This is a genomic window from Pseudomonas sp. AC172 (assembly GCF_979258595.1).
On record NZ_OZ409868.1, the window covers coordinates 3875976 to 3899158 of the forward strand.

General features: G+C 60.3%; 24 protein-coding genes. 9 read left to right on the forward strand and 15 right to left on the reverse strand.

Annotated elements, in window-relative coordinates:
* Positions 1-6: 6 nt before the first annotated feature.
* The gene (locus tag ACZ0A4_RS17435; RefSeq protein WP_463575731.1) at positions 7-240 is read left to right on the forward strand and encodes a hypothetical protein; all 234 of its coding nucleotides are present in this window, start codon (positions 7-9) and stop codon (positions 238-240) included.
* Positions 241-516: 276 nt separating this feature from the next.
* The gene (locus ACZ0A4_RS17440; protein WP_463575732.1) at positions 517-1146 is read left to right on the forward strand and encodes a flavin reductase family protein; all 630 of its coding nucleotides are present in this window, start codon (positions 517-519) and stop codon (positions 1144-1146) included.
* A gap of 4 nt (positions 1147-1150) precedes the next feature.
* On the opposite strand, the gene ACZ0A4_RS17445 is transcribed toward ACZ0A4_RS17440, so the two are convergent.
* Both ACZ0A4_RS17445 and ACZ0A4_RS17450 read right to left on the reverse strand, forming a co-directional pair.
* Positions 1151-1393 carry a hypothetical protein gene (locus ACZ0A4_RS17445; RefSeq protein ID WP_077574323.1) on the reverse strand — a complete coding sequence of 81 codons (243 nt, stop codon included), beginning with the start codon at positions 1391-1393 and terminating at the stop codon, positions 1151-1153.
* Positions 1394-1437: 44 nt separating this feature from the next.
* Positions 1438-1791 (reverse strand): antibiotic biosynthesis monooxygenase family protein, encoded by a 354-nt coding sequence (locus ACZ0A4_RS17450; protein WP_463575734.1) that lies wholly within the window; start codon positions 1789-1791, stop codon positions 1438-1440.
* Between the two features lie 338 nt (positions 1792-2129).
* Between ACZ0A4_RS17450 and ACZ0A4_RS17455 the strand changes: the two genes are divergently transcribed.
* On the forward strand, positions 2130-3059 hold the full coding sequence (locus ACZ0A4_RS17455) for an AraC family transcriptional regulator (protein WP_038366799.1): 930 nt from the start codon (positions 2130-2132) through the stop codon (positions 3057-3059).
* Positions 3060-3192: 133 nt separating this feature from the next.
* Here ACZ0A4_RS17455 and ACZ0A4_RS17460 read toward each other — a convergent pair whose 3' ends face one another.
* The 6 genes from ACZ0A4_RS17460 to ACZ0A4_RS17485 form a co-directional block, all read right to left on the reverse strand.
* Positions 3193-4248 carry an ABC transporter ATP-binding protein gene (locus tag ACZ0A4_RS17460; protein WP_463575735.1) on the reverse strand — a complete coding sequence of 352 codons (1056 nt, stop codon included), beginning with the start codon at positions 4246-4248 and terminating at the stop codon, positions 3193-3195.
* 13 nt (positions 4249-4261) lie between these two features.
* A complete protein-coding gene (locus ACZ0A4_RS17465; protein WP_007912618.1) occupies positions 4262-5110 on the reverse strand; it encodes an ABC transporter permease in 849 nt (282 codons plus the stop codon).
* Positions 5107-6015 (reverse strand): ABC transporter permease, encoded by a 909-nt coding sequence (locus tag ACZ0A4_RS17470; protein ID WP_463575736.1) that lies wholly within the window; start codon positions 6013-6015, stop codon positions 5107-5109. Before ACZ0A4_RS17470 ends, ACZ0A4_RS17465 begins: the two co-directional genes overlap by 4 nt.
* 100 nt (positions 6016-6115) lie before the next feature.
* A complete protein-coding gene (locus ACZ0A4_RS17475; RefSeq protein ID WP_242210021.1) occupies positions 6116-7219 on the reverse strand; it encodes an ABC transporter substrate-binding protein in 1104 nt (367 codons plus the stop codon).
* Positions 7220-7436: 217 nt separating this feature from the next.
* Complete coding sequence (locus tag ACZ0A4_RS17480; protein WP_463575738.1) at positions 7437-8888, reverse strand: aldehyde dehydrogenase family protein; 1452 nt, start codon at positions 8886-8888, stop codon at positions 7437-7439.
* Positions 8885-10522, reverse strand: a complete 1638-nt coding sequence (locus ACZ0A4_RS17485; RefSeq protein WP_463575739.1) for a 5-guanidino-2-oxopentanoate decarboxylase — start codon at positions 10520-10522, stop codon at positions 8885-8887. The genes ACZ0A4_RS17480 and ACZ0A4_RS17485 overlap by 4 nt, the downstream gene beginning before the upstream one ends.
* A gap of 226 nt (positions 10523-10748) precedes the next feature.
* Here ACZ0A4_RS17485 and ACZ0A4_RS17490 point away from each other — a divergent pair, with 226 nt between their 5' ends.
* Positions 10749-11630 carry a LysR substrate-binding domain-containing protein gene (locus tag ACZ0A4_RS17490; protein ID WP_463575740.1) on the forward strand — a complete coding sequence of 294 codons (882 nt, stop codon included), beginning with the start codon at positions 10749-10751 and terminating at the stop codon, positions 11628-11630.
* A 196-nt stretch (positions 11631-11826) separates the two neighbouring features.
* Here ACZ0A4_RS17490 and ACZ0A4_RS17495 read toward each other — a convergent pair whose 3' ends face one another.
* Both ACZ0A4_RS17495 and ACZ0A4_RS17500 read right to left on the reverse strand, forming a co-directional pair.
* Positions 11827-12441 (reverse strand): NAD(P)-dependent oxidoreductase, encoded by a 615-nt coding sequence (locus ACZ0A4_RS17495; RefSeq protein ID WP_463575742.1) that lies wholly within the window; start codon positions 12439-12441, stop codon positions 11827-11829.
* 45 nt (positions 12442-12486) lie between these two features.
* Positions 12487-13365, reverse strand: a complete 879-nt coding sequence (locus ACZ0A4_RS17500) for an MBL fold metallo-hydrolase (RefSeq protein WP_463575743.1) — start codon at positions 13363-13365, stop codon at positions 12487-12489.
* A gap of 114 nt (positions 13366-13479) precedes the next feature.
* On the opposite strand from ACZ0A4_RS17500, the gene ACZ0A4_RS17505 reads away from it, so the two are divergent.
* Positions 13480-14412, forward strand: a complete 933-nt coding sequence (locus ACZ0A4_RS17505; RefSeq protein WP_463575744.1) for a LysR family transcriptional regulator — start codon at positions 13480-13482, stop codon at positions 14410-14412.
* A 107-nt stretch (positions 14413-14519) separates the two neighbouring features.
* Positions 14520-14696 carry a hypothetical protein gene (locus ACZ0A4_RS17510; protein ID WP_008085463.1) on the forward strand — a complete coding sequence of 59 codons (177 nt, stop codon included), beginning with the start codon at positions 14520-14522 and terminating at the stop codon, positions 14694-14696.
* Positions 14697-14831: 135 nt separating this feature from the next.
* On the opposite strand, the gene ACZ0A4_RS17515 is transcribed toward ACZ0A4_RS17510, so the two are convergent.
* Positions 14832-15716 (reverse strand): helix-turn-helix domain-containing protein, encoded by an 885-nt coding sequence (locus tag ACZ0A4_RS17515; RefSeq protein WP_463575745.1) that lies wholly within the window; start codon positions 15714-15716, stop codon positions 14832-14834.
* A 186-nt stretch (positions 15717-15902) separates the two neighbouring features.
* On the opposite strand from ACZ0A4_RS17515, the gene pobA reads away from it, so the two are divergent.
* Together pobA and ACZ0A4_RS17525 are read left to right on the forward strand one after the other, a co-directional pair.
* Positions 15903-17087, forward strand: a complete 1185-nt coding sequence (gene pobA / locus ACZ0A4_RS17520; RefSeq protein ID WP_463577583.1) for a 4-hydroxybenzoate 3-monooxygenase — start codon at positions 15903-15905, stop codon at positions 17085-17087.
* 79 nt (positions 17088-17166) lie between these two features.
* A complete protein-coding gene (locus ACZ0A4_RS17525) occupies positions 17167-18684 on the forward strand; it encodes an MDR family MFS transporter (RefSeq protein ID WP_463575747.1) in 1518 nt (505 codons plus the stop codon).
* Between the two features lie 63 nt (positions 18685-18747).
* Here the strand turns inward: ACZ0A4_RS17525 and ACZ0A4_RS17530 are convergent, their stop codons facing one another.
* The 4 genes from ACZ0A4_RS17530 to ACZ0A4_RS17545 all read right to left on the reverse strand — a co-directional run bounded on the left by ACZ0A4_RS17530 (position 18748) and on the right by ACZ0A4_RS17545 (position 22683).
* Positions 18748-19593, reverse strand: coding sequence for a cache domain-containing protein (locus ACZ0A4_RS17530; RefSeq protein ID WP_463575748.1), 846 nt, complete (start codon positions 19591-19593; stop codon positions 18748-18750).
* A gap of 131 nt (positions 19594-19724) precedes the next feature.
* Positions 19725-20579 carry an ATPase gene (locus ACZ0A4_RS17535; protein ID WP_463575749.1) on the reverse strand — a complete coding sequence of 285 codons (855 nt, stop codon included), beginning with the start codon at positions 20577-20579 and terminating at the stop codon, positions 19725-19727.
* A 116-nt stretch (positions 20580-20695) separates the two neighbouring features.
* Positions 20696-21688 carry an NAD-dependent epimerase/dehydratase family protein gene (locus ACZ0A4_RS17540; RefSeq protein WP_141128475.1) on the reverse strand — a complete coding sequence of 331 codons (993 nt, stop codon included), beginning with the start codon at positions 21686-21688 and terminating at the stop codon, positions 20696-20698.
* Positions 21689-21783: 95 nt separating this feature from the next.
* Complete coding sequence (locus ACZ0A4_RS17545) at positions 21784-22683, reverse strand: LysR family transcriptional regulator ArgP (RefSeq protein ID WP_463575750.1); 900 nt, start codon at positions 22681-22683, stop codon at positions 21784-21786.
* A 96-nt stretch (positions 22684-22779) separates the two neighbouring features.
* Here ACZ0A4_RS17545 and ACZ0A4_RS17550 point away from each other — a divergent pair, with 96 nt between their 5' ends.
* Positions 22780-23181, forward strand: a complete 402-nt coding sequence (locus ACZ0A4_RS17550) for an ACT domain-containing protein (protein ID WP_463575751.1) — start codon at positions 22780-22782, stop codon at positions 23179-23181.
* Positions 23182-23183: the final 2 nt, after the last annotated feature.

Below are 23183 nucleotides of genomic sequence, written 5' to 3' on the forward strand. Positions count from 1 at the left end.
ACCGACATGAAAACCAAACTGATCCTCGCCCTGACCCTGTCCGTGCTGGCTGCCAATACCTTCGCTGCCGACGGCTCGGATCGCACCAAATCCGCCGACTTCATCAACGGCGCCAGCGCTGCGATCGAAACCAGCCACACCGGCACTTATGCTGCCGATGGCTTCGATAAAACCAACCTGGGTAAAACGGTCGCTGCTGACGGCTTCGATAAAACCGGCACCGCCGCTGCCATCAGCTAAGTATCAGCAGTCCACCCACAGCCCGGCCTTGGCCGGGCTTAGTCATTTCTGGGGCATGACATGTTTTATAAAACCGACACAAAACCCTGTGGGAGCTGGCTTGCCAGCGATGACATTTTGTCATTCAAAGTCATTGTCGACTGACAGGCCGCCATCGCTGGCAAGCCAGCTCCCACAGGTTTTCCATTGGATGGAATATCAGTGACTGACTGGAAATTGTTTGACGGCACTTGCACTATTGGCCATCTGATTCAGACCTCTCCAGGACCACCCGCCATGCCCGATGACATCCACTTCTATGAACCCGCCAACGGCCACGGTCTGCCCCACGACCCGTTCAACGCCATCGTCGGCCCGCGCCCGATCGGCTGGATTTCTTCACAGGATGCCAACGGCCAGTTGAACCTGGCGCCGTACAGCTTCTTCAACGCCTTCAACTACATTCCGCCGATCATTGGTTTTTCCAGCGTCGGGCGCAAAGACAGCCTGAACAACATCGAACAGACCGGCGAATTCGTCTGGAACCTCGCCACCCGCCCGCTGGCCGAGCAGATGAACCAGAGCTGCGCGATGGTCGCGCCGCAGGTCAACGAGTTTGAATTGGCGGGATTGACGACCGTTGCGTCAAAAGTGATTTCGGTGCCACGGGTCGCCGAAAGCCCGGTGTCCTTCGAGTGCAAGGTCACGCAGATCATTCAGTTGCAGCGTGCCGATGGTGAGACGGTGCCGAGCTGGCTGATCCTCGGCGAAGTGGTCGCCGTGCACATTGCCAAGTGGCTATTGAAGGACGGCATCTACGACACCGCCGCGGCAGAACCGATTCTGCGCGGCGGCGGGCCGGCGGATTACTTCCAGCTGGGGCCTGAGGCCCTGTTCAGGATGTGGCGTCCGGGCGCCAACAAGTAACGCGTTACCAGATCAACTCGGCGTCGTCAGTGACACCTTTGAGGTTATCCAGCTCATTGATGGCAGCCTCATCGGCAGCAATGGCGCCGGGGAAGATCTGGTCATTCAGCAATTTGTGAAAGCGTGGTGCGCCGCCATCGACCAGGGCCTTGACCGCGATTGCCGCATGATAACCCTTGTTGCCGCCCAACTCGACGGGGACGACTGCGGAAACTGCTTCGAAGTGCTCGAACTCTTTACGTGCCATGTCACACATCCCGGCTCAGACAAATTAAGCCGGACATTAAACCCTCAACCGACGAGTTTGTGTACCGGTGCCGGGCATTGACCGAGGGCTTGTGCCGCCGACACGTCCTTGAACGTGTGGAAGTCGAGGCTGTTGACCACCAGTTCCTGCACCAGCTCGGCGAAGATTTCCATCGAGGGGCTGTTGAAATAGTTGGTCATCATTTGCTGGCTGCTCCAGAAGCCAGAGACCAGCCACAACTCGGCATCACACTGCGAATGCTGCAGGGCAAAGCTCAGGCAACCGGGGGCGGCGCGGGACGGCTCGATCAACGCACTCAGGCGTACACCGAGTTCCGCCGAACGCCCGGCGCGCGCTCGAACGAAGGCCATATGACTGACGGGAATCTGCTTGGACATGTTCAACCCTCCCAGGGAGTCGCGTGGCAGCCGGGGGACGGGCTGCGACAGGATCAAAGGTTAAAGGCCGCACACACTGCGCCGTTAGTCGATTCCTGCCGCCGCGTTGCACAATCCTGCGAGACTGCACACGGAAGCTGTAACAACCTGTAAAACTACGTCACACGGATGTCATACGGCGTATCAAGCAAGTTTGCCGCTCTGCGTCCTGCTATGGCTGGGCATGCACACAAGCCCAGGCAGAATCAGGCAAGCAATTGGCAGGATGTGTCTACCGCTGACGCTTGCACAAACATATGCTCTGCTCCATTCCACCTCCCCTGCCGAGGATGCCGTGCATGACGTCATTCGATCGTTTTCAAGCCGAACCCACCGCTGACATGGAAAAACAGCGGGCGGAACTGGCGGCGATCATCCGCCGCAACACCACCGACGATGGCAGCTACGAGACCGCCATCGGTTCGCTGTTCATGTCGCGCCACACAAGATCCCACGACTTTGCCCCGGTGCTCGCGCAACCGGCGCTGTGCATCATGGCGCAGGGACGCAAAGAGGTGCGGCTAGCGGACGAGTACTTCAATTACGACCCGCTGAATTATCTGGTGGTGTCGGTTTCGATGCCGTTGAGCGGGCGCGTGGTGAATGTTTCGCCGGAAGAACCGATCCTCGCCGTGCGCCTGGATATCGACCCGACAGAAATCACCGCACTGATCGCCGACGCCGGCCCCATGGGCGTGCCGACCCGGCCGACCGGGCGTGGTTTGTATGTCGAGCAGATCGACAGTTCGATGCTCGATGCGGTGTTGCGTCTGGCCCGATTGCTCGATGCGCCGAAAGACATCGCCATGCTCGCGCCGCTGATTCGCCGGGAGATTCTCTATCGCCTGCTGCGCAGTCCGCAGGGGCATCGCTTGTATGAAATCGCGATTGCCAACAGTCAGAGCCATCGCATCAGTCAGGCGATCAAATGGCTCAACGGCAACTTTGAACAGCCGTTGCGCATTGATGACCTGGCCAAGGAAGTGAATTTGAGTGTGTCGACGTTGCATCACCGGTTTAAGGCGATGACGGCGATGAGCCCGCTGCAATATCAGAAGCAGTTGCGCCTGCAAGAGGCGCGGCGCTTGATGCTGGCCGAAGGGCTGGAGGCTTCGGCGGCGGGGTATCGCGTGGGATATGAAAGTCCGTCGCAATTCAGCCGTGAGTACAGCCGTTTGTTTGGTGCGCCGCCGCTGCGGGATCTGGCGCGATTGCGGCTTTCTGTCTGATCCGGACTTTGTGTCAAGACTGATGGCCTCTTCGCGAGCAAGCTCGCTCCCACAGGGTTAGTGTCAATCACAAATCCCCTGTGGGAGCGAGCTTGCTCGCGAAGGGGCCGGAATGATCAGTGAAAAATCCGGATCATTCCCCCAACACCCGACAAGCCTCTGCCGGCAACGTCACCGAGACCGGATGCCCGATCCCCAAGCCGATCCCCTGACACGGCGTACTCAACGCCGTAAACATCACTCCGGAACACTCCACCGTGGTCTCGATGGTCGCGCCGATATCACGCACAAACGTCACCTTGCCGAGCAACCGATTCCCCGCCGTCGCTTGCGGTGCCGACAGTTGCAGGTCTTCCGGGCGAATCAGCATTTTCACTTTCTGCCCGACGACAATGCTGCTGCAGATCGGCACTTGCAGCGCGTCACCACCCGGCAGGCTGACCTTGCCGTCGCCCAGTGCCGTGGCCGGAAAGATGTTGCCCGAACCAATGAAGTCAGCGACAAACTCGTTGGCCGGATGCCGATAGATTTCGATCGGCGTACCGATCTGCTGCACCTTGTGCTCGCCCAGCACCACGACGATGTCGGCCATGGTCATCGCTTCGCGCTGGTCGTGGGTGACCATGATCGTGGTGATATTCAGGCGTTGTTGCAGTTGGCGGATTTCCACCTGCATCGACTCGCGCAGCTTGGCGTCGAGCGCTGACAGCGGTTCGTCGAGCAGAAGGATTTTCGGGTGCGAGGCAATCGCCCGGGCAATCGCCACGCGCTGGCGCTGGCCGCCGGAGAGTTTTGCCACCGGGCGATCGATCATCGCCTGCAACTGGATCAGCTCCAGCAATTCCACCACCCGTTTCTGCTGATCAGCCTTGCTGACGCCGCGCAATTTCAGCGAGTAGGCGATGTTCTCGCCGACGGTCATGTGCGGGAACAGCGCCAGCGACTGAAAGACCATGCCGAAGTTGCGCAAGTGCGCCGGGGTCTGGCCGATGTCTTCGCCGTCCAGACGAATCTCGCCACCACTCAAGGTTTCCAGCCCGGCGATCATCCGCAGCAAAGTGGTCTTGCCGCAGCCGGACGGGCCGAGAAAACACACCAGTTTGCCTTCCGGCAAATGCAGGTTGACGTCTTGTACCGCGCACGCCGAGCCGTAGAATTTCTCGACGTTTTCCAGAATCAGACCAGTCATGTTGCACCTCAAATCAAAAGGAAACGCCGCCCTCGCCCACCAGCTTCTCCAGCGCCCAGATCAGGACGAAGTCGATCAGCACGATCAGCACGGCAAACGAGAACACGGTAGGGTCGAGCGATGACACGGTGCGGCTGTACATCCAGATCGGCACGGTCATGACGTCGATGGTGTAGAGAAAATAGGTCACGGTGAATTCGTTGAACGAGACGATGAACGCCAGCAGCATGCCCGCCAGAATCCCCGACTTCATCAACGGCACCACCACATCGACAATCGCGCGCAGCGGCGAGGCACCAAGCATCCGTGCTGCTTCTTCGACTTCACTGCCAATGGAAAGCATCGCCGCGGTGCAGTTCTTCACCACAAACGGCAAGGCCAGAATCACGTGAGCGATCACCAATCGCGAGGTGGTCATGTGGAACGGCAGGCTGTCGAACACCAACAACAACGCCAGGCCCAACACCACCATCGGAAACACCAGCGGCAGCGACATCAGTTGCAGCGCCACGGCTTTGCCCCGGAACTCGCAACGGGTCAGCGCGTAAGCGGCGGGCACGGCGATCAGCGTGGCGAAGATCATCGTCAGGCACGATACCAACAGACTGGTGGCCATGGCCTGACCGAGGCTGAGCACGTCGCTGGCATCCGGCGACACGAAGGTGTGCCAGGCGGCTTTGTACCATTGCAGGCTGTAGCTGCTCGGCGGGAAGTCGAGGTTTGACGCACCGCTGAACGACATGACGATCATGGTCAGGATCGGCAACACTGCCAGCAGCAGAATGAAGCCAGAGAGGATGCCGGCGAACTTGCCGGTTTCGCCGGGCAGCAGCGCCATGCGTTTCTTGGTCAGGGCACTCATTGCGAAGCCTCCAGCAGACGCCGACGACGGCCAGTGATGTATTCGGACAAGGTCATGATCGCCAGCGTGGTGATGATCAGCACCACGCCGGCAGCGGACGCGGCAGGCCAGTTCATCAGCGGCGCGATCTGGTCATGCACCATCACCGCGAGCATCGGCACGCGCCGGCCACCGAGCAGCAACGGCACCACAAAGCTGCTGGCGTTGTAGGCGAACACCAACGTTGCGCCGGTGATGATCCCGGGCAAACTCATCGGCAACACCACTTGGCGGAACACCTGAAAACGGCTGGCACCGAGGGTTGCTGCTGCTTCTTCATAGCTTCGCGCGACGCCGCGCATGGCGCTGGCAATCGGCAGCACGGCGAGCGGAAACGCGGTTTGCACCAGGCCCATCAACACGCCGTTCTGGTTGTACAGCAACATGATCGGCCGCTTGATCAGGCCGAGGCCCATCAGCGCCTGATTGAGCATGCCGGCGGGGCCGAGAATCACCAGCCAGCCGTAGCTTTGCAGCAGCAGATTGACCAGCAACGGCAGCAGCACCGCAGCGAGAAAAATCCGCCGCAGGAACGGCGAGGTCAGCCGTGACATGGTGTACGCCACCGGGATCGCCAGCACCACGGCAATCACCGCGCTGATCAGCGCCAGACGCAAGGTCAGCAGCAAGGATTTCAGGTAGTACGGTTCGAGCAACTGGGCGTAACTGGCCAGACTGAAACCGCTCCATTCCGCGCCTTTGGTGCCGACGCTCATGCGCAGCACCAACAGGCTGGCGGCGATGAGCACGCCGAGAAACAGCATCGACGGCGTGAGGAAAAGCCACGCCCGTGCGGTCGGAGAAACGCCGCGCGCCGCGCGTACGTCAGCGGCGCCGACCGCTTGGGTCAGGGATTGATGTTCCATAGCAATGATCTCGTCAATGGAAAAACAACTGACAAACACAACTCTCCAAACCACCAGCTCCCACAAGGGTTTTTTGGTGTTTTGAAGGTTTGTGTTCGGCTCAGGAAGAAAAGATTTCCGTATAGCGACGAATCCATTGGTCATGCACGGTGGCCAGGAAGGCGTTGTCGTGCATGATCGCCTTCTCGGCAATCTGCTCCGGCGTCAGAATGAACGGGCTCTTGCGCGCTTCGGCGGAGATGATCGCCTTGGCGTTGACCGGGCCGTTGAAGATGTCCTCGGCCATCTTGCCCTGCACCAGCGGGTCAAGGGAGTGATCGATAAACGCGTAAGCCAGATCGGTATCGCCCGGACGATTCTTCGGCATCACTGACAACATCAAGTCGGTGTAAAAACCTTCCTTCATGCCGAAAGTGGCACCGAGGCCGTAGTTCGGATCGCGAATCTGCTTGGGGAAAAATGCCGGTGCATAGAGGCCGCCCATGTCCAGCGAACCGGTGCGAAACAGCTCGGCAATCTGGTTCGGGTTCTCGCCCAGCGTCACCACGCGGTCCTTGAGTTCGGCGAGTTTTTTGAAGCCCGGTTCGATGTTGTGTTCGTCACCACCGGCCAGTTTCGCGGCGATGATGATCAGGTCCATCGCTTCGGTCCAGTTCGGCGGCGGCAGGAAAATGTTCGGAGCCAGATCGGCGTCCCACAGCGCGGCGTAACTGGTTGGCGCTTCTTTTTGCGTGCGGGTGCTGTAAACCAGACTGTTGCACCACAACAGGTAACCGATGCCGTGGCCATTGGCGCCGGTGCGGTATTTTTCCGGGACGTCGACGAGGTTGGGAATGCGGTTGAGGTCGGGTTTTTCCAGCAGTCCTGCGGCGGCCAGACCTTCGGCGCCGACACCGGCCAGAGTGATGATGTCGTACTGCGGACGATCACCGCCGGCCTTGAGTTTGGCGACCATTTCCGAGGTGCTGCCGGTGCGGTCAGCGATGACCTTGGCGCCGGTCTTGGCTTCGAACGTGGCGGCAATGTTGCGCAGTGCGGCGAGGCCGGTGTCATCCGACCAGGTCAGCAAGCGCAGGGTCTTGCCGGCGAACCGCGTGTCGCTGGCACTCGCCCGGATGAAGGGCATGCTCAGGGCGGCCGCCGCCACCGAGGCGACGCCGACGGTTTTAATGAATTGACGCCTGTTCAGATCGTGCTCGCCCATGACGGACTCCCTTTGTTCTTTTAAGTATGAGGTTGGTCGCAACCGTTGCATCCGCGCGGCCGGATCCGCGCCAGGCCCCGATTTACAAGGGCTTGAGCGCTGCCGACGGGTTCATCCTGAAGTCGTGCAAAACACCTGACTATCGATAAAAACTCATTGAAGCCATGACGCCAACGCATGCCTCGTTGCGAGGCATGCGCTGACCTTTTTCGGGCGTTCAGAGCGCCCGGATCACGTGTTTGATTTCCTGAAATGCGGCCAGGCCCCACGGCCCCAATTCGCGGCCGATGCTGCTCTGCTTGTAACCGCCCCACGCGGTTTGCGGGAAGATCACTTGCGGCGCGTTGAGCCACACCAGCCCCGCCTGCAGGGCGTTGGCGACTCGGTCGGCCGTTTCGGCGTTACGCGTCACCACACTGGCGACGAGGCCGAACTGGCTGTCGTTGGCCAAGGCGATTGCTTCGGCTTCGCTGCTGAAACGGCGCACGCACAACACCGGGCCGAAAATCTCTTCGCACCACAGCGCACTGTCGAGGGGCACGTCGGTGAACACCGTCGGCTGCAAAAAATAGCCGCGTGGCAAATCCGCTGGACGATTGCCGCCGCAAAGCAGCTTCGCTCCGGCACTCAGGCCGCGATCAATGTGCCCGAGCACACGCTGGTATTGCGCCTGATTGACCAGTGCGCCCATCTCCACGTCCGGGTCCAACGGATCCGCCACGCGGATCGCTTGAGCACGCTTTTGCAGACGTTCAAGAAACTCGTCCGCCAGTTCATCGGCAATCAACACGCGGCTGGTCGCCGAGCACATCTGCCCGGCATTGAAGAAGCCGCCGCCACAGGCCAGCTCTACCGCCAGCTCCAGATCGGCATCGTCCAGCACCAGCAACGAAGATTTGCCGCCCAGTTCGAGGCTCACGCCCTTCACCGTTTCGGCGGCGCGCTGCATCACCTGGACACCGACGGCGTTGCTGCCAGTGAACGAGATCCTGGCAATACGCGGATCCGCCGACAGCGGCGCGCCCACCGCCAGACCGGTGCCGCAGACGACGTTGAACACACCGTTGGGCAGACCGGCTTCGGCGATGATTGCCGCCAGTTCCAGCTCCGGCAGCGGCGTGACTTCCGACGGTTTCAACACCACGCAGCAACCGGCGGCGAGGGCCGGCGCGAGTTTCCACGCGGTGGTCACCATGGGGAAATTCCACGGCACGATCAGCCCGACCACACCGCACGGTTCGCGGCGCAGGCGTGCGCTGAAATCATCGCTGGGCAGCGGCACGTTGCTGTCCTGTTTCGCGTCGAGGCCTTCGGCGAGTTCGGCGTAGTACTCGAAGGTGGCGATCACATCGTCGACGTCGATGGCCGCTTCGAACTGCGGTTTGCCGTTGTTGCTCGATTGCAGATTCATCAAATGATCGCGACCGTTACGCACGCCATTGGCGATGTTGCGCAGGATCGCGCCACGCTCGGCGCCAGTGGTTTTCGACCAGTCCTTGAACGCCGCCGTGGCAGCAGCAACCGCTTGCTCGACCGCCTGCTCGTCACCGCCATTGACCGTGGTCAGCAGCGCCTCGGTGGCCGGGTTGATCACCCGCAGATGTTCGCGGCCGGCCGACCATTGGCCGTTGATATACAGGCCGTCGAGTGTGGTGGGGAAACTGATCATTGGGCCACCGCCTGCATCCACTGATTCTGGTCGATTTCGATCACCGTCGGGCCTTGGCGATCGGTGGCGGCACGCAGCGCACTGCGCAGTTGTTCCACCGAGCTGATCGCTTCGGCAGCGCAGCCGAGGGCCTTGGCCACACCGATAAAGTCCGGGGTGTAAATGTCGACGCCGACCGGCTCGATGGCGCGGTTGACCATGTATTTCTTGATCTCTTCGTAGCCCTGGTTATTCCACAGCAGGACGATCACCGGCGTGCGCGCTTCGACGGCGCTGGCCAGTTCCGGCAGGGTGAATTGCAGACCGCCGTCGCCGATCAGGCACACCACCGGTGGCCGCGCGCCTTTGTCGAGTTGACCACCGAGCCATGCGCCAATCGCGGCTGGCAACGCATAACCAAGCGTGCCGTAACCGGTCGACGAGTTGAACCAGCGGCGCGGGCGCTCCGGATTAAAGGTGAGGTTGCCGGTGTACACCGGTTGCGTGGAGTCGCCGACGAACACCGCGTCGGGCAATTCGTGCAGCACGGTTTCGAGGAAACGGGTTTGCGCCAGCGTCGGGGCATCCCAGGTTGCGGCGAGATCATCACGCAGACGCGCGGCGCGCACCTGGCCCCAATCGTTACGGCGCTCGGCCAACGGCTTGTGCGACAAGGCGCTGAGCAGTGCCTGCGCGGCGTTGCGCGAGTCAGCAACCAGCGCCACGTGTGGCGGATAGTTACGCACGGTCTGATCGGCGTCGATGTCGATCCGCAGCAGTTTGCCGGGAATCTCGAAGCCACCGGCGAAGGTCACGTCGTAATCGGTTTCGGCCAGTTCGGTGCCGATCGCCAGCACCACATCGGCGTCTGCAACCAGCGCGCGGGTCGCGACCAGACTTTGCGTCGAACCGACCAGTAGCGGATGCGTCGACGGCAGCATGCCTTTGGCGTTGATGGTCAGCGCCACGGGGGCGTCGAGCAGTTCGGCCAGTTCAGTGAGCTCGGCAGCGGCGTCGATCGCACCGCCGCCGGCGAGGATCAAGGGACGCTGAGCGCCGGCGAGCAACTCGCTCATGCGGCTGACGGCGGCGGGTGCGGCACCGGCGCGGTCGATGTGGACCGGGATGCTGGCGAGCAGTTCATCAGCGTCTTCAACCAATACGTCCAGCGGGATTTCGATGTGCACCGGACGCGGGCGCCCGGCCTGGAACAAGGCGAATGCGCGGGCGAGCACGCCGGGCAATTCCGCCGCCGACATCAGCGTGTGGGAGAACGCCGCAACGCCAGCGACCAGTGCGCTCTGGTTCGGCAACTCGTGCAGCTTGCCGCGGCCGCCGCCCAACTGATTGCGGCTCTGCACGCTGGAGATCACCAGCATCGGGATCGAATCGGCGTAAGCCTGGCCCATTGCCGTGGTGATGTTGGTCATGCCCGGGCCGGTGATGATGAAGCACACCCCCGGTTTGCCACTGGTGCGCGCATAACCGTCGGCCATGAAACCGGCGCCTTGTTCATGCCGTGGGGTGACGTGGTTGATGCTCGAACGGGCCAGCCCGCGATACAGCTCCACGGTGTGTACGCCGGGAATGCCGAACACCTGCTCGACCCCATACCTTTCGAGTAACTTGACCAGTACTTCGCCACACGTCGCCATGTCATTGCCCTTTTGTCAGCTAAAAACACAGATCCCTTGTGGGAGCGAGCCTGCTCGCGAAAGCGCTGGATCAGCCAACATCAATGCTGAATGTGAAACAGCCTTCGCGAGCAGGCTCGCTCCCACATGACCTGAACATGGGCTCATTGGAACGGCGTGCAGGTAGCGGCAACAATCGATTAAAAGTCATACTAGCCATGTCCTCACGTCATACCTTGGTATCCACATGAAACGACTGCCTCCCCTGCCCGCCCTGCATACGTTTCTGATCACCGCGCAGTGCTGCAACTTCACCCGGGCCGCCGAGCAGTTGCACATCACCCAAGGCGCGGTCAGCCGGCAGATCGCCGGGCTGGAAGATCATCTGGGGTATGAATTGTTCATTCGTCTGGCTCGTGGTCTGGAGCTGACGGCTGAAGGTCGTGAATGGTTGCCGCGAGTGGAGAAGGTCTTCGCTCTGATCAGCGAGGCAACCGAGCAGATCGGCCTCAAGCGCGAAACCCTGCAACTCAAGGCGCCGAGTTGCGTGATGCGCTGGCTGGTGCCGCGTCTGCTGCAATGGCAAAAGGAACGCCCGGATGCGCCGGTCAAACTGACCACCACGTTGGCCCATGGCGTGGATTTTCAACGTGAGCAATTCGATGCGGCGGTGATTTATGGAACGCCACCGGACAACTCATCGACCGCGCTGCATCTGTTCGATGAACAACTGACCCCGGTCTGCTCACCGGCACTTTTGAAAGGCCCGCCGATGTTGTCCGACCCGGCCGACCTGCAACAGCATTTGTTGCTGCATCCGACTCGCGACACTCAGGACTGGAAGGTCTGGCTGACGGCGGCCGAACTGCAGCTGAGTAACGTCAACATGGGCCAGCATTTCGAAACACTGGATCAGGCGATGTCGATGGCGTCGCATGGGACGGGGGTGGCGATCGGGGACTGGTCGTTGATCGGCGATGACCTGCGCGCGGGGCGGCTGGTGATGCCGTTTGAGTTGAAGGTAAAGACGGGGCTGGCGTATTACGTGGTGGTGCCTGCGGGAGCCGAGCCTTCGCCGCAGCTGGAAGAACTGATGATCTGGCTGGTGGAGCAGGCGCATTTGCGGTGAGGCTATTTCCCCTCACCCTAACCCTCTCCCAGAGGGAGAGGGGACTGACCGGGGGATATTGAGAGGTTCAGCGACCTGAACGATTGGCTTTGAATCCATAATCGACTGGATTTTTCAGGTCGATGTACAGCGCCAGACACCTCGGTCGGCTCCCTCTCCCTCCGGGAGAGGGCTGGGGTGAGGGTAAAGCGGTATTTCAATACCCGACAGTAAACCGCTGACGCGAATGCTTCGGCGTTTCCACTTCGTCGATCAGCGCAATCGCGTAATCGGCAAAGGTGATCCAGCTACGCCCTTCAGCGCTCACCAGCAAGTGATCCCTGCCGACACGAAACTTGCCGCTGCGCTCACCTTCGACAAACTCCGCCGACGGCGAAAGGAACGTCCAGTCCAGCTCCTTCTCCTGACCCAACGCCTCAAGAAACGCCGCACCGGCACTGGCTTCTGCTTTGTACTCGGCCGGGAAACCCGCACTGTCGATCACTCGCGTATCGTCCGGCAGCAACAGCGAACCGGCACCGCCGACCACCAGCAAACGCTTGACCCCGGCCTGCTTCACCGGCCCGACAATCGCGGCCGCCGGGACGGTGGCGAAATGCGCAGCGGTGATCACCACATCGTGACCGGTCACCGCATCTTGCAACGCCGCCGAATCCAGCACATCGACATTCTTGCTGACCACACCGGCACGCGCGCCGATCTTCGAGGTGTCGCGTGCGATAGCGGTAACACTATGGCCACGACGCAGGGCTTCTTCCAGCAATTGGCTACCGGCGCGGCCGGTGGCACCAATGATTGCAATCTTGCTCATGACATTCTCCAGTTGGCTTGAGAGTGCTGCGTTTTTCAGAATCGGTTACCACTGCATTTCGCCCTTGGCGACTTTCGCACTCAGCTCCAGCGAGCTTTCCTCGCCGAGTGTCGGGTAGCGTTTTTTCATCGCCTTGATCAGTGCGGCGGAGTCTTTGGCCTTGGCGGTTTCCACGTCGAAAGCTTTAATGTAGTCGGCGGTGAATTTCACGCTGGCCAGCGAACGGCTGCTGTTGCCGAGGTAATGACCCGGCACCACGGTGTTCGGCTTCAGGGTTTCGATCGAGTGCAACGTTTCCAGCCAGTCGGCGTGAGATTGCGCGGTCTGGGTGTCGGCCATCCATACGTGGATGTTCTCGGCAACGACCACGCCGCCGACCACGGCTTTGAGCGACGGGATCCACACAAAGCTGCGATCCGGTTGTTTGCCGTCGAGGCCGACTACCTGCAATTTCTGCCCTTCGAGCATCAGGCTGTCGCCCTTGAGCACGCCCGGCACGATGGTTTTCGCCGGAACGTCGGCGCCCATTTTCGGGCCCCAGAATGCCAGTTTGCCGGCGACGGTTTTGTTGATGTGGTCGACGGTCGGCTGCGAAGCCAGCACCTTGGCGTCGGGGAACGCCTGGGTCAGGGTGTCGAGACCGAAGTAGTAATCCGGGTCACCATGGCTGATGTAAATGGCGGTCAGGTGCTTGCCGCTGGTGCGGATTTTTTCCACGACTTGTTCAGCCTGGGATTTGCCGAATTGTGCATCGACCAGGATCGCGTCTTTCTCGCCGCTGACCAGCACCGAGGTCACCGGGAAAATCGCGTTTGTCCCTGGGTTATAGACGTCGAGGGTCAAGTTGGCAGCCGCTGCATGCGCGGCAAAACCCAGGGAAGCGGTGGTGAGCAGAACGCGTTTGAGTGTGGTGAAGCCGATCATCTGTTGCTCCGGTGTCCGAATGCCGTGCTTGGCGATGGGACAGAGCTTAGTTGCCTGACTCAGTACAAAAAATGCGATGCTTGAACATAGTTTGTTTCTGAAAGCGGGCAAATCATGGATCGTCTCCAAGCAATGCGGGTGTTTGTCACCGTCGTGGATCTGGGCAGCCAGTCGGCAGCGGCCGATCATCTGGACCTTTCGCGGCCGGTGGTTTCGCGCTACTTGGCGGAGCTGGAAGACTGGGTCGGCGCGCGTCTGATGCACCGCACCACGCGCAAGTTGAGCCTGACCGCCGCCGGCAATGAGATCCTGCCGCGCTGCCGGCAGATGCTCGAACTGTCGACGGACATGCAGGCGGCCGTCAGCGAGCCCCACGACGCCCCGCGCGGGCTGCTGCGGATCAGCGTCAGCACTTCGTTCGGCCAGGCCCAACTGGCGGATGCGATGGCCGCTTACGTCAAACGCTACCCCGGAGTCAGCATTGACCTGCAAATGCTCGATCGCACGGTGAATCTGGTGGATGAGCGCATCGATCTGGCGATTCGTACCAGTAACGATCTGGACCCCAACCTGATCGCCCGACGTCTGACCGTTTGTCGCTCGGTGGTCTGCGCCGCGCCGGCTTATCTGCAGGAGCAAGCCGCACCGTTGCGGGTCGAGGAATTGAGTCGGCACAACTGCCTGACGCACTCGTATTTCGGCAAAAGCCTGTGGCATTTCGAGGAAGATGGCGAACCGGTTTCGGTGCCGGTGCAAGGCAATATCAGCGCCAACGAGGCCAGCACATTGTTGCGTGCGACGCTGGCGGGCGCGGGGGTGGCGATGCTGCCGACCTATCAGGCCGGCGTGCATATTCATAGCGGTGAACTGGTGCGACTGCTACCGAATGCCGAGCCGCGGCAGATGAACATCTACGCGGTGTACGCCTCGCGCAAACACATGCCGGCGGCACTGCGCAGCATGCTGGATTTTCTGGTGCTCAGATTTCCCGAAAATCCCGAATGGGATGAAGCAGCTTCAAGCGTCAAGCCACAAGCTGCAAGCTAGCTGCACCGCAATTCATCTTGACGCTTGCAGCTCCAAGCTTGCAGCTGCCCCTACCTGACCTATGCTGAAAGTAATACCGCAGGGTATGTCGTTCAGAGGTCTACGCCATGAACATCAAAACAAGAAGGTACTTCGCGATTTTCATCACCTGCGCCGCCACGCTGGCGCTGTACGGCACCGCGGCCTGGCGGGTCGAACAGCTGCGACAGCTACCGCGCGAGTATGCGAGCTGCAACTTCGAGCGGTGCATTCCGCACAATGCCACGCTGAATGCATTGCGCTGAATCATCTTGGCTGGAATGCAATTCTGTGGGAGCGAGCCTGCTCGCGAAAGCGGTGGGTCAGTCAACACTTGAGTCGAATGACAGGACGCCTTCGCGAGCAGGCTCGCTCCCACAAGGGTTTTGTTGTGTGAGTGGTTATTGCTCGGCCTTGAGGCTGTCGCGGAAAGCCTTTGGCGAGATCCCCACCCGGCGCCGAAACAGCCGCGTAAAGTTGGTCGGATCGGAAAACCCCAACAACTCCGACATCTCGTAAATCGTCATGCTGGTGTACGTCAGCAAGCGCTTGGCTTCCAGCAACTGCCGTTCATGCATGATCTGCAACGCCGGCTGCCCCGCCAATTCTCGGCAGGTGCCGTTGAGGTGCGACACAGAAATCCCCAACCGATGCGCGAGGTCTTCGACCTTCACATGCTGGCGATATGTCTCTTCGACCAACTGAATAAAGCCATTGAGGTACTCGCGCTGACGTTGCGGGCGCTGACTGGCTTTGTGGCGCACGATTGCCTGACGGCTAACCCAGACCATGATCACGCTGACCAGCGAATGCATGAGCATTTCTCGCGCCGGTTGGTGGCCGTTGTACTCGGCCTGCAACGCCGAGAACAGGCTGTTGAGGTAATCGCCGTCGGGGCCGGCCGGGTAGTGTTCCGCCTGGGCCAAGGCATGCACCGCGTCACCCAACTGCGCCTGCAGGTGATTGATCAGCGGCGTGGCGAGGGTAACGATGAACCCTTCGACGTCTTCGGAAAAACGAAAGCCGTGCACCGACAACGGTGGCAGCACTTGAATGGCCGGGGTGTCGAGTTGCGTGCGTTGCCCTTCGATCTCAAGCTCTGCCTGACCTTTGAAGACGAAGAGTAACTGGCACAAATCAGCATGGCGGTGGGGTTTGATTTCCCACTCATGTTCGCGACTGCGGGAGGAAATGGTTTCACAGTGCAGCAAGTCAGGGGTCGGCCAGTCCAGGCTTTCACCGTAGAGCTTGAACACTGGAATCGAAGGCAGCTCAGGCTTGTTCATCACTTCAATCCAGGCCTCGGGGTTGTGGGCGATAATCGCACCGATTGGCAGAATGTACAGGTATCGGCTCAGTTTTCACCTTCAATTGACAGACCCGCAAGGGAAAAATGCAAGCACTCGATCCATAAAAATCATTCACAGGTCTTGGCCGCGTGAAGCTTGCGAGTCATAAAAACAATGAAAACGCTGAAAACCCAAGTCGCCATTATCGGCGCCGGTCCGTCCGGATTACTTCTCGGTCAGTTGCTGCACAACGCTGGCATCGACACCCTCATTCTTGAACGTCAGACACCCGATTACGTGCTCGGACGCATCCGCGCCGGCGTGCTTGAACAAGGCATGGTAGAGCTGTTGCGTCAGGCCGGCGTGAGTCAGCGTATGGACGCCGAAGGACTGGTGCATGGCGGTTTCGATCTGGCCCTCGACGGGCGTCAGGTGCACATCGATCTGCACGCGCTGACCGGCGGCAAGACTGTGATGATCTACGGCCAGACCGAAGTGACTCGCGACCTGATGGCCGCTCGTCGGGAGGCTGGCGCGCCGACGATTTACCAGGCGCGCGATGTCGTTCCTCATGGCATGAAAAGCGACGAGGCATTTGTCACCTTTGAAAAGGACGGCGAAACCTGGCGTGTCGATTGCGATTACATCGCCGGTTGCGACGGTTTCCACGGTGTCGCGCGACAGTCGATTCCGGCCGATTGCATGAAGGTCTTCGAGCGGGTTTATCCGTTTGGCTGGCTGGGCATTCTGGCCGACACGCCGCCGGTGCATGAGGAGTTGGTCTACGCCCGTCATGAACGCGGTTTCGCGTTGTGCAGCATGCGTTCGGCCACCCGCACCCGCTATTACCTGCAAGTGCCGGCCGATGAAAATGTCGATGACTGGAGCGATCAGCGTTTTTGGGATGAGTTGAAACGTCGTTTGCCTGAGACGCTTGCCGAAAAACTGGTCACCGGCCCGTCGATTGAAAAAAGCATCGCGCCGCTGCGCAGTTTTGTTGTTGAACCAATGCAGTATGGGCGCATGTTTCTGGTCGGCGATGCCGCGCACATCGTTCCGCCCACTGGCGCCAAGGGTTTGAATCTGGCTGCCAGCGATGTCAGCACCCTGTTCAATATATTGCTGAAGGTCTACCACGAGGGTCGCACCGAACTGTTAGAGAAATACTCGGAAATCTGCCTGCGCCGAGTCTGGAAAGCCGAGCGGTTTTCCTGGTGGATGACCTCGATGCTGCATCGTTTCGACGATCACGATGACTTCAGCCAGCGCATCAGCGCCTCGGAACTGGACTACTTTGTCAGTTCGGAGGCAGGGCGAAAAACCATTGCAGAAAATTACGTCGGACTTCCGTACGAGGCTATCGAATAGCTTCCTATCGACTTACACTGGCGAGCATCCCCGCTCGCCTGACGATCTGCGGGACTCTCACTGCCCGCAGGTTTTGCCCGTGACCAATCTCAATCACCCCGAAACGCCCAAACCGGCCATTCGCAGCGTGCTGGTCGCGCTGATGATGGCGATCTTTCTCGGCGCGCTCGACCAGACCATCGTCGCCGTGTCGATGCCGGCCATTTCTGCTCAGTTCAAGGATGTCAGCCTGCTGGCCTGGGTGATCTCCGGCTACATGGTGGCAATGACCGTGGCGGTGCCGATCTACGGCAAGCTCGGCGACTTGTACGGGCGGCGCAAACTGATGCTGTTCGGCATGGGCCTGTTCACCCTCGCCTCACTGTTTTGCGGGATGGCGCAGAGCATGGAGCAACTGGTGCTGGCGCGGATCCTTCAGGGCATCGGCGCCGGCGGGATGATTTCGGTGAGTCAGGCGATCATCGGCGACATCGTGCCGCCGCGTGAGCGCGGGCGTTATCAGGGTTACTTCAGCAGCATGTACGCGGTGGCCAGTGTCGCCGGCCCGGTGCTTGGCGGTTACATGACTGAATACCTGTCGTGGCGCTGGGTGTTTCTGATCAACCTGCCGCTGGGCCTCGGTGCTTATTGGGTGGCACGGCGCAACTTGCGTGGCCTGCCGATTCCCCAGCGCAAACCGGTCATCGACTACCTCGGTACGTTGTTGATGATCATCGGCCTGACCGCGCTGCTATTGGGCATCACTCAGGTTGGTCAGGGTCATGCCTGGCGCAGCAGCGAAGTGCTCGGGTTGTTCGCGGGTGCGGTGGTGGTGTTGGCCGTGTTTGTCTGGCACGAACGCCGCGCTCGGGAGCCATTGCTGCCGATGCACCTGTTTGCCAACCGCAACGCCCTTCTGTGCTGGTGCACGATTTTCTTCACCAGTTTCCAGGCGATCTCGCTGATCGTGCTGATGCCGCTGCGCTTTCAGAGCGTCACCGGCGCCGGGGCTGACAGCGCCGCCTTGCACTTGTTGCCGTTGGCGATGGGTTTGCCAATTGGCGCCTACTTCGCCGGCCGACGCACGTCGATCACCGGGCGTTACAAACCGCAGATTCTGACCGGCGCGATGCTGATGCCGATCGCGATTCTCGGCATGGCGTTCAGCCCGCCCGAGGCGACACTGGTCAGCGGTCTGTTCATGTTGCTCTGCGGTATTTCCAGCGGCATGCAGTTTCCGACCTCGCTGGTCGGCACGCAGAATTCGGTGGAGCAACGCGACATCGGCGTCGCCACCAGCACCACCAACCTGTTTCGCTCCCTCGGCGGCGCGGTGGGCGTGGCGTTGATGTCAGCGCTGTTGCTGGCATTGCTGCAGGATTCCAGTTTTGCGCATCTGGCGAGCAGTTCGCTGATGAGCGAGGGGCATTCGGGCAACGTCCTGCTGGATGGTCTGAACGCCGCGCCGGGGGATGCCCAGGACGCCTTGCGTGCGGAGTTGCTGGTGACGTTCCGGCATTTGCTGTGGGTCAGTGCTGCGGTGTCGTTGCTGGGGTTGGCAGCGGCGATTGCGATGCCCAATAACCTGCTGCGCGGGCGTGAGCACGGCGCCAAATAACCGCAAAGCCGCAAACCCCTGTGGGAGCGAGCAGGCTCGCTCCCACAGGGGGCGGTATTTCACTCAGGGGCTGTAATAACCGACGGCGACGAGGAAATGCCCGGCCTTTTTCAGATAGGCATGTTTGTCCTCGACCTTGCCGGTCACCGGGTTCTTCCAGCGATATTCATACTCACCCTCATCCTGCTTGCCGATGAGCGCCAGAATCGGCTCGCCCACGGGTTTGCCTTCGGGATCCTTGACCTTGCCGAAGTCGGTATTGATCAAGCGCAGATTGGTGCCGTGGGCGACGTAGCGCTGGGTATTCAGGTCGACCACAAACACATACAGGTCATCCTGCAAATAGCCGCCCTTGAGCGAATTGATCGCCGTCAACGTGCCCTTCTCGTCTTTGCCCAAATCAGTCGCCGCTTTGTCGAGCAATGCCTTGGCCTGCTCCGCCGAAGCTCGCGGCAAGTAATAACCGACCGCCAGAATCCGCTGGCCGATGCGCTGGTAATACACGTGCTTGCGCTCGACCTTGCCGTCGGCCCAGTTCTGCCAACGGTATTCAGCCTGCTGGATGCCATTGCCTTCCGGCACTTTCAAGGCGTCCTTGAAGGTTTTCTGCAAATCCGGGCCGAGCACCTCACTTACGTCACGGCCGATCAATGCCGACGAAGGCCCGCCGCTGGCGAGCATCACGCCTTTGGTGTCGAGCACGAACACATAGCGGTCCTTGTCGACGAACTCGCCTTGGCGGCTGAACGCGGCGAACGCCTTGTCACCGTTGTCGTGGTAATAGGCCAGGGCCTTTTCCAGCAAGGCGATGGCGGCCTGACTGTCATCCTTGGCGGTCGTGGCGCTGGCCTGGCCGAAACCGACCAGTAACATCAAACAGAGACAGGCGATTTTTTGCACAAACCCCATGACGCATCCCTCGTTCTTTTTAGTGTTTCAAGAGCGTAGACGGCTTGGGGGCATGTATGGATATTCAGAGGGTTTCTGAACGTTTCGCGGATCCTGTGGTGAGGAATGGCCCCACCACAGGTGATCAGGATTCAAGGCCGGGAATTGATCTGCTGCTGCAAATTCTGAATCTGCGCCTGAAGGGTGTTGATGTTGCGGGTCATCTGAGCACGGAAGGCATCGAACTCAGCAGTATTGCCGCCACCTTGCGCGGCTGCCGGGCGGTTGTCCTGCTCGCTTTTGAGTACAACGATTTCCTGTTCCAGGCGATCGATCGCCGCGCTCGGGTTGCCCTGCTTCTTCAACGCCGTAATATCAGCGCCGAGGCTTTTGAACTGAGCGTCAAAGGCCTTCAACTGGGCATCGACCTTGCTGGTGTCGGCCGGTGTGCTTTTCACCGTCGCCAATTCCGCGCTCAAGGCTTTGACCTGCGCCTGCAACTGGGTATTGGCGTTCTGCTGTTCGGTGGTCTGCGCGGTCATCTGCGCCAGGCGCTTATCGAGATCGCTGGCCTGTCCGGCCACGCCCTGCTGCTGTTTGCTCTGATCGAGCAGCCTGCCTTCGAGCTGTTTGATTTGCAGCTTCAGCGCCTCGCTGTCACTGGTGACGTTGGACTGGCTGGCGACAACCTTGCCGGAAATGTCCTGCAATCGACCGGCCGCTTCTTCGCTGATCCGCGCGAAGCTTTCCTGGGTCGCGACCAGTTGCTGCTCCATCAACGAGATCTGCTGGAAACTCCACCAGGCCAGACCGACGAAGGCGAAGAACAGCGCCCCGACCAAGGCCCACAATGGCCCGGTGCTCGCGGCTTTGACCTTGACCACCGGCGGCGTGCGCGAGTGTACGGAGGTGCGCGCAGTGGTCGGAATGTCATCGTCGTCGAAGGTGTCGGCACGCAGGCTCGGGACATCATCGAAATCGTCGTGGGCATCATTACGCATGGACATTGAGGCAACCTTTGTGAAACGCGGTGATGGCTAAATGCTGCGAAGTATAACCGCCGCAGCCGCAGGGATTGACCCCCAAGCAGCTACACGGTTCATTGCCGCCCGGCCGAATCGTTTCAACGGATGTCCTGAGCTTTCCACCACGCGCAGAATTCATCCAGCGCCGACCACAGGCTGACTTTCGGATCGTAGTCCAGATAATGCCGGGCGCGGCTGATGTCGAGGGTGAAATTTTTTTTCATCACCTGCATGCCCAGGCGCGACAGGGTTGGCTCCGGACGTCCGGGCCAGAGCTTGCACGCACCTTCGTTGAGCGCCGCGACGCTATAGGCCAGACCATACGAACGGTATTTGGTGACCTGCGGCACTTCCATCTTGCGCATCACGTAATTGACCACATCCCACAACGGCACCGGCGCGCCATTGCTGATGTTGTAGGCCTTGCCCAGTGCGGAACCGGCGGCCAGCAAACTGCTGAGCAGCGCTTCGTTGAGGTTCTGTACGCTGGTGAAGTCGACTTTGTTCAGGCCATTGCCGATGATCGCCAGGCGGCCCTTGCGCTGCATGTTGAGCAGGCGCGGAAAAATGCTCATGTCGCCAGCACCGGTGACGAAACGCGGGCGCAGGGCGATGGTTTCCAGACCGAATTCCTGAGCACCGAAGACCTTCTGCTCGGCCAGGTACTTGGTCGCGGCGTAGTGATGTTTGAAGCGCTTGGGCACTTGCTCTTCGGTCAGGTTGAAATGATCACGGCCATCGAAATAGATCGATGGCGACGACAGATGCACCAAGCGTCGGACGCGCTGCTTCAGACAGGCTTCGACGACGTTTTCGGTGACCTGCACGTTACCTTGATGGAAGTCTTGATAGCGGCCCCACAGTCCGACGGCGCCCGCGCAATGCACCACGGCTTCAACATCGCAGCACAGCTCGCGGACCAGATCGGGATCGGTCAGATCGCCGGGGACAAACTCGGCACCACGGCGCACCAGATGCTCGACGCTCTCGGCCCGGCGACCGTTGACCCGTACGTCCAGGCCCTGCTCCAAAGCGAAACGCGCAAAGCGTCCGCCAATGAAGCCGCTTGCGCCGGTGACCAAAATTTTCATGCAAAACTCCAATGAAACCAGCTGCGAGCTTAAAGCTTCGAGCTGCAAGTTTAAAACGGTGCGCAGCGCTGAACTTGCCGCTTGCAGCTTGACGCTCATGGCTGCTTCCAGGGCACCAGCCATTGCGCCGATGAACGCACCAATTGCTCGGTCAGCAAGCCCAGCAGCTGACCGCCATTACGCCAATGATGCCAGTACAAAGGCACGTCGATCGGTTTATCTGGCAGCAGTTCGAGCAACAACCCACGCTGCAACTGATCGCGCACTTGCAGTTCCGGCACCAGCCCCCAGCCGAGTCCGGCTTCGGTCAGGCGGATAAAGCCTTCCGAAGACGGGCACAAATGGTGTTCGAATCCGCCATCGACGCCCAACGAGGCGAGATAGCGATGCTGGAGAAAGTCGTCCGGGCCGAATACCAGCGCAGGTGTGCGCGGCAATTGTTCGGCGCGAACGACGTCGGGGAAATGCCGTTCGATGAACGCCGGGCTGGCCAGCGCGCGATAACGCATCGCCCCCAGCAACACACTTCGCGCACCCGCGACCGGTCGTTCGCTGGCGCAAAGGCATGCGGCCACTTCGCCAGCGCGCATACGCTTGAGGCCGACGGTCTGGTCTTCGACGATCAGATCGAGCAACAAATGTTGTTCGGCACAGAAGTCGCCAACTGCCTCGGCCCACCACGTGGCGAGGCTGTCAGCGTTCAAGGCGATACGCAGGCGCTCCGGCAAACCCTCTTCGTCCAGCGCAGGCACCAGGGTTTGCAGGTCGCGCTCAAGCAAACGCACCTGCTGCACATGGTTGAGCAGACGTCGGCCAATTTCGGTCGGCGACGGCGGCGTGCCGCGTATCAGCACCGGTTGGCCGACCCGCGCTTCGAGCAGTTTGATCCGCTGCGAAATCGCCGATTGCGACAAGCCGAGCACTTGCGCGGCCCGTTCGAAACCGGCCTGCTCGACCACGGCGGCCAGAGCGGACAGCAATTTATAGTCGAACATCAGTTTTCCTAATGAGCGATCAGCACTATTGGTTTTTCTTATACAGGTTTCGATCAGAGAATAGCCAGCAAGCACTCTTTCTCAAGGAACAAACCCATGGCTGGCGAAACTTCACTCTCGACTTTGTTGCGCAGCATGAGTCCGCAACTCAACGCCGGCGAATACGTATTCTGCACCCTGCGCGACGGAGTGTTGCCCAGCGGTCTGGAGATTGTCGGCAGCTTCCGCGAGCAGGAAGGCCTGACCGTGATCGTCGAACGTTCCCGCGCCGAACAGGCCGGTTTCAGCTTCGACTATGTCGCCGCGTGGATCACCCTCAACGTGCACTCGGCTCTGGAAGCGGTTGGCCTTACCGCCGCTTTCGCCACAGCATTGGGCAAGGCCGGGATCAGTTGCAACGTGATCGCCGGTTACTACCACGATCATTTGTTCGTCGGCCAGACCGATGCCGAACGCGCCATGCAAGTGCTGCGTGATCTCGCAGCCAACGCGGAGTAAAT

Excerpts from the sequence above, each read along its gene's own strand:
- ACZ0A4_RS17515 (WP_463575745.1), bottom strand. The coding sequence starts at position 15,716 with ATGAACAAGCCTGAGCTGCCTTCGATTCCAGTGTTCAAGCTCTACGGT.
- ACZ0A4_RS17485 (WP_463575739.1), bottom strand. The coding sequence starts at position 10,522 with ATGGCGACGTGTGGCGAAGTACTGGTCAAGTTACTCGAAAGGTATGGG.
- ACZ0A4_RS17530 (WP_463575748.1), bottom strand. The coding sequence starts at position 19,593 with ATGGGGTTTGTGCAAAAAATCGCCTGTCTCTGTTTGATGTTACTGGTC.
- ACZ0A4_RS17495 (WP_463575742.1), bottom strand. The coding sequence starts at position 12,441 with ATGAGCAAGATTGCAATCATTGGTGCCACCGGCCGCGCCGGTAGCCAA.
- ACZ0A4_RS17440 (WP_463575732.1), top strand. The coding sequence starts at position 517 with ATGCCCGATGACATCCACTTCTATGAACCCGCCAACGGCCACGGTCTG.
- ACZ0A4_RS17510 (WP_008085463.1), top strand. The coding sequence starts at position 14,520 with ATGAACATCAAAACAAGAAGGTACTTCGCGATTTTCATCACCTGCGCC.
- ACZ0A4_RS17480 (WP_463575738.1), bottom strand. The coding sequence starts at position 8,888 with ATGATCAGTTTCCCCACCACACTCGACGGCCTGTATATCAACGGCCAA.
- ACZ0A4_RS17505 (WP_463575744.1), top strand. The coding sequence starts at position 13,480 with ATGGATCGTCTCCAAGCAATGCGGGTGTTTGTCACCGTCGTGGATCTG.
- ACZ0A4_RS17455 (WP_038366799.1), top strand. The coding sequence starts at position 2,130 with ATGACGTCATTCGATCGTTTTCAAGCCGAACCCACCGCTGACATGGAA.
- ACZ0A4_RS17545 (WP_463575750.1), bottom strand. The coding sequence starts at position 22,683 with ATGTTCGACTATAAATTGCTGTCCGCTCTGGCCGCCGTGGTCGAGCAG.
- ACZ0A4_RS17500 (WP_463575743.1), bottom strand. The coding sequence starts at position 13,365 with ATGATCGGCTTCACCACACTCAAACGCGTTCTGCTCACCACCGCTTCC.
- ACZ0A4_RS17535 (WP_463575749.1), bottom strand. The coding sequence starts at position 20,579 with ATGTCCATGCGTAATGATGCCCACGACGATTTCGATGATGTCCCGAGC.
- ACZ0A4_RS17465 (WP_007912618.1), bottom strand. The coding sequence starts at position 5,110 with ATGAGTGCCCTGACCAAGAAACGCATGGCGCTGCTGCCCGGCGAAACC.
- ACZ0A4_RS17470 (WP_463575736.1), bottom strand. The coding sequence starts at position 6,015 with ATGGAACATCAATCCCTGACCCAAGCGGTCGGCGCCGCTGACGTACGC.
- ACZ0A4_RS17550 (WP_463575751.1), top strand. The coding sequence starts at position 22,780 with ATGGCTGGCGAAACTTCACTCTCGACTTTGTTGCGCAGCATGAGTCCG.
- ACZ0A4_RS17475 (WP_242210021.1), bottom strand. The coding sequence starts at position 7,219 with ATGGGCGAGCACGATCTGAACAGGCGTCAATTCATTAAAACCGTCGGC.
- ACZ0A4_RS17450 (WP_463575734.1), bottom strand. The coding sequence starts at position 1,791 with ATGTCCAAGCAGATTCCCGTCAGTCATATGGCCTTCGTTCGAGCGCGC.
- ACZ0A4_RS17445 (WP_077574323.1), bottom strand. The coding sequence starts at position 1,393 with ATGGCACGTAAAGAGTTCGAGCACTTCGAAGCAGTTTCCGCAGTCGTC.
- ACZ0A4_RS17490 (WP_463575740.1), top strand. The coding sequence starts at position 10,749 with ATGAAACGACTGCCTCCCCTGCCCGCCCTGCATACGTTTCTGATCACC.
- ACZ0A4_RS17435 (WP_463575731.1), top strand. The coding sequence starts at position 7 with ATGAAAACCAAACTGATCCTCGCCCTGACCCTGTCCGTGCTGGCTGCC.
- ACZ0A4_RS17540 (WP_141128475.1), bottom strand. The coding sequence starts at position 21,688 with ATGAAAATTTTGGTCACCGGCGCAAGCGGCTTCATTGGCGGACGCTTT.
- ACZ0A4_RS17460 (WP_463575735.1), bottom strand. The coding sequence starts at position 4,248 with ATGACTGGTCTGATTCTGGAAAACGTCGAGAAATTCTACGGCTCGGCG.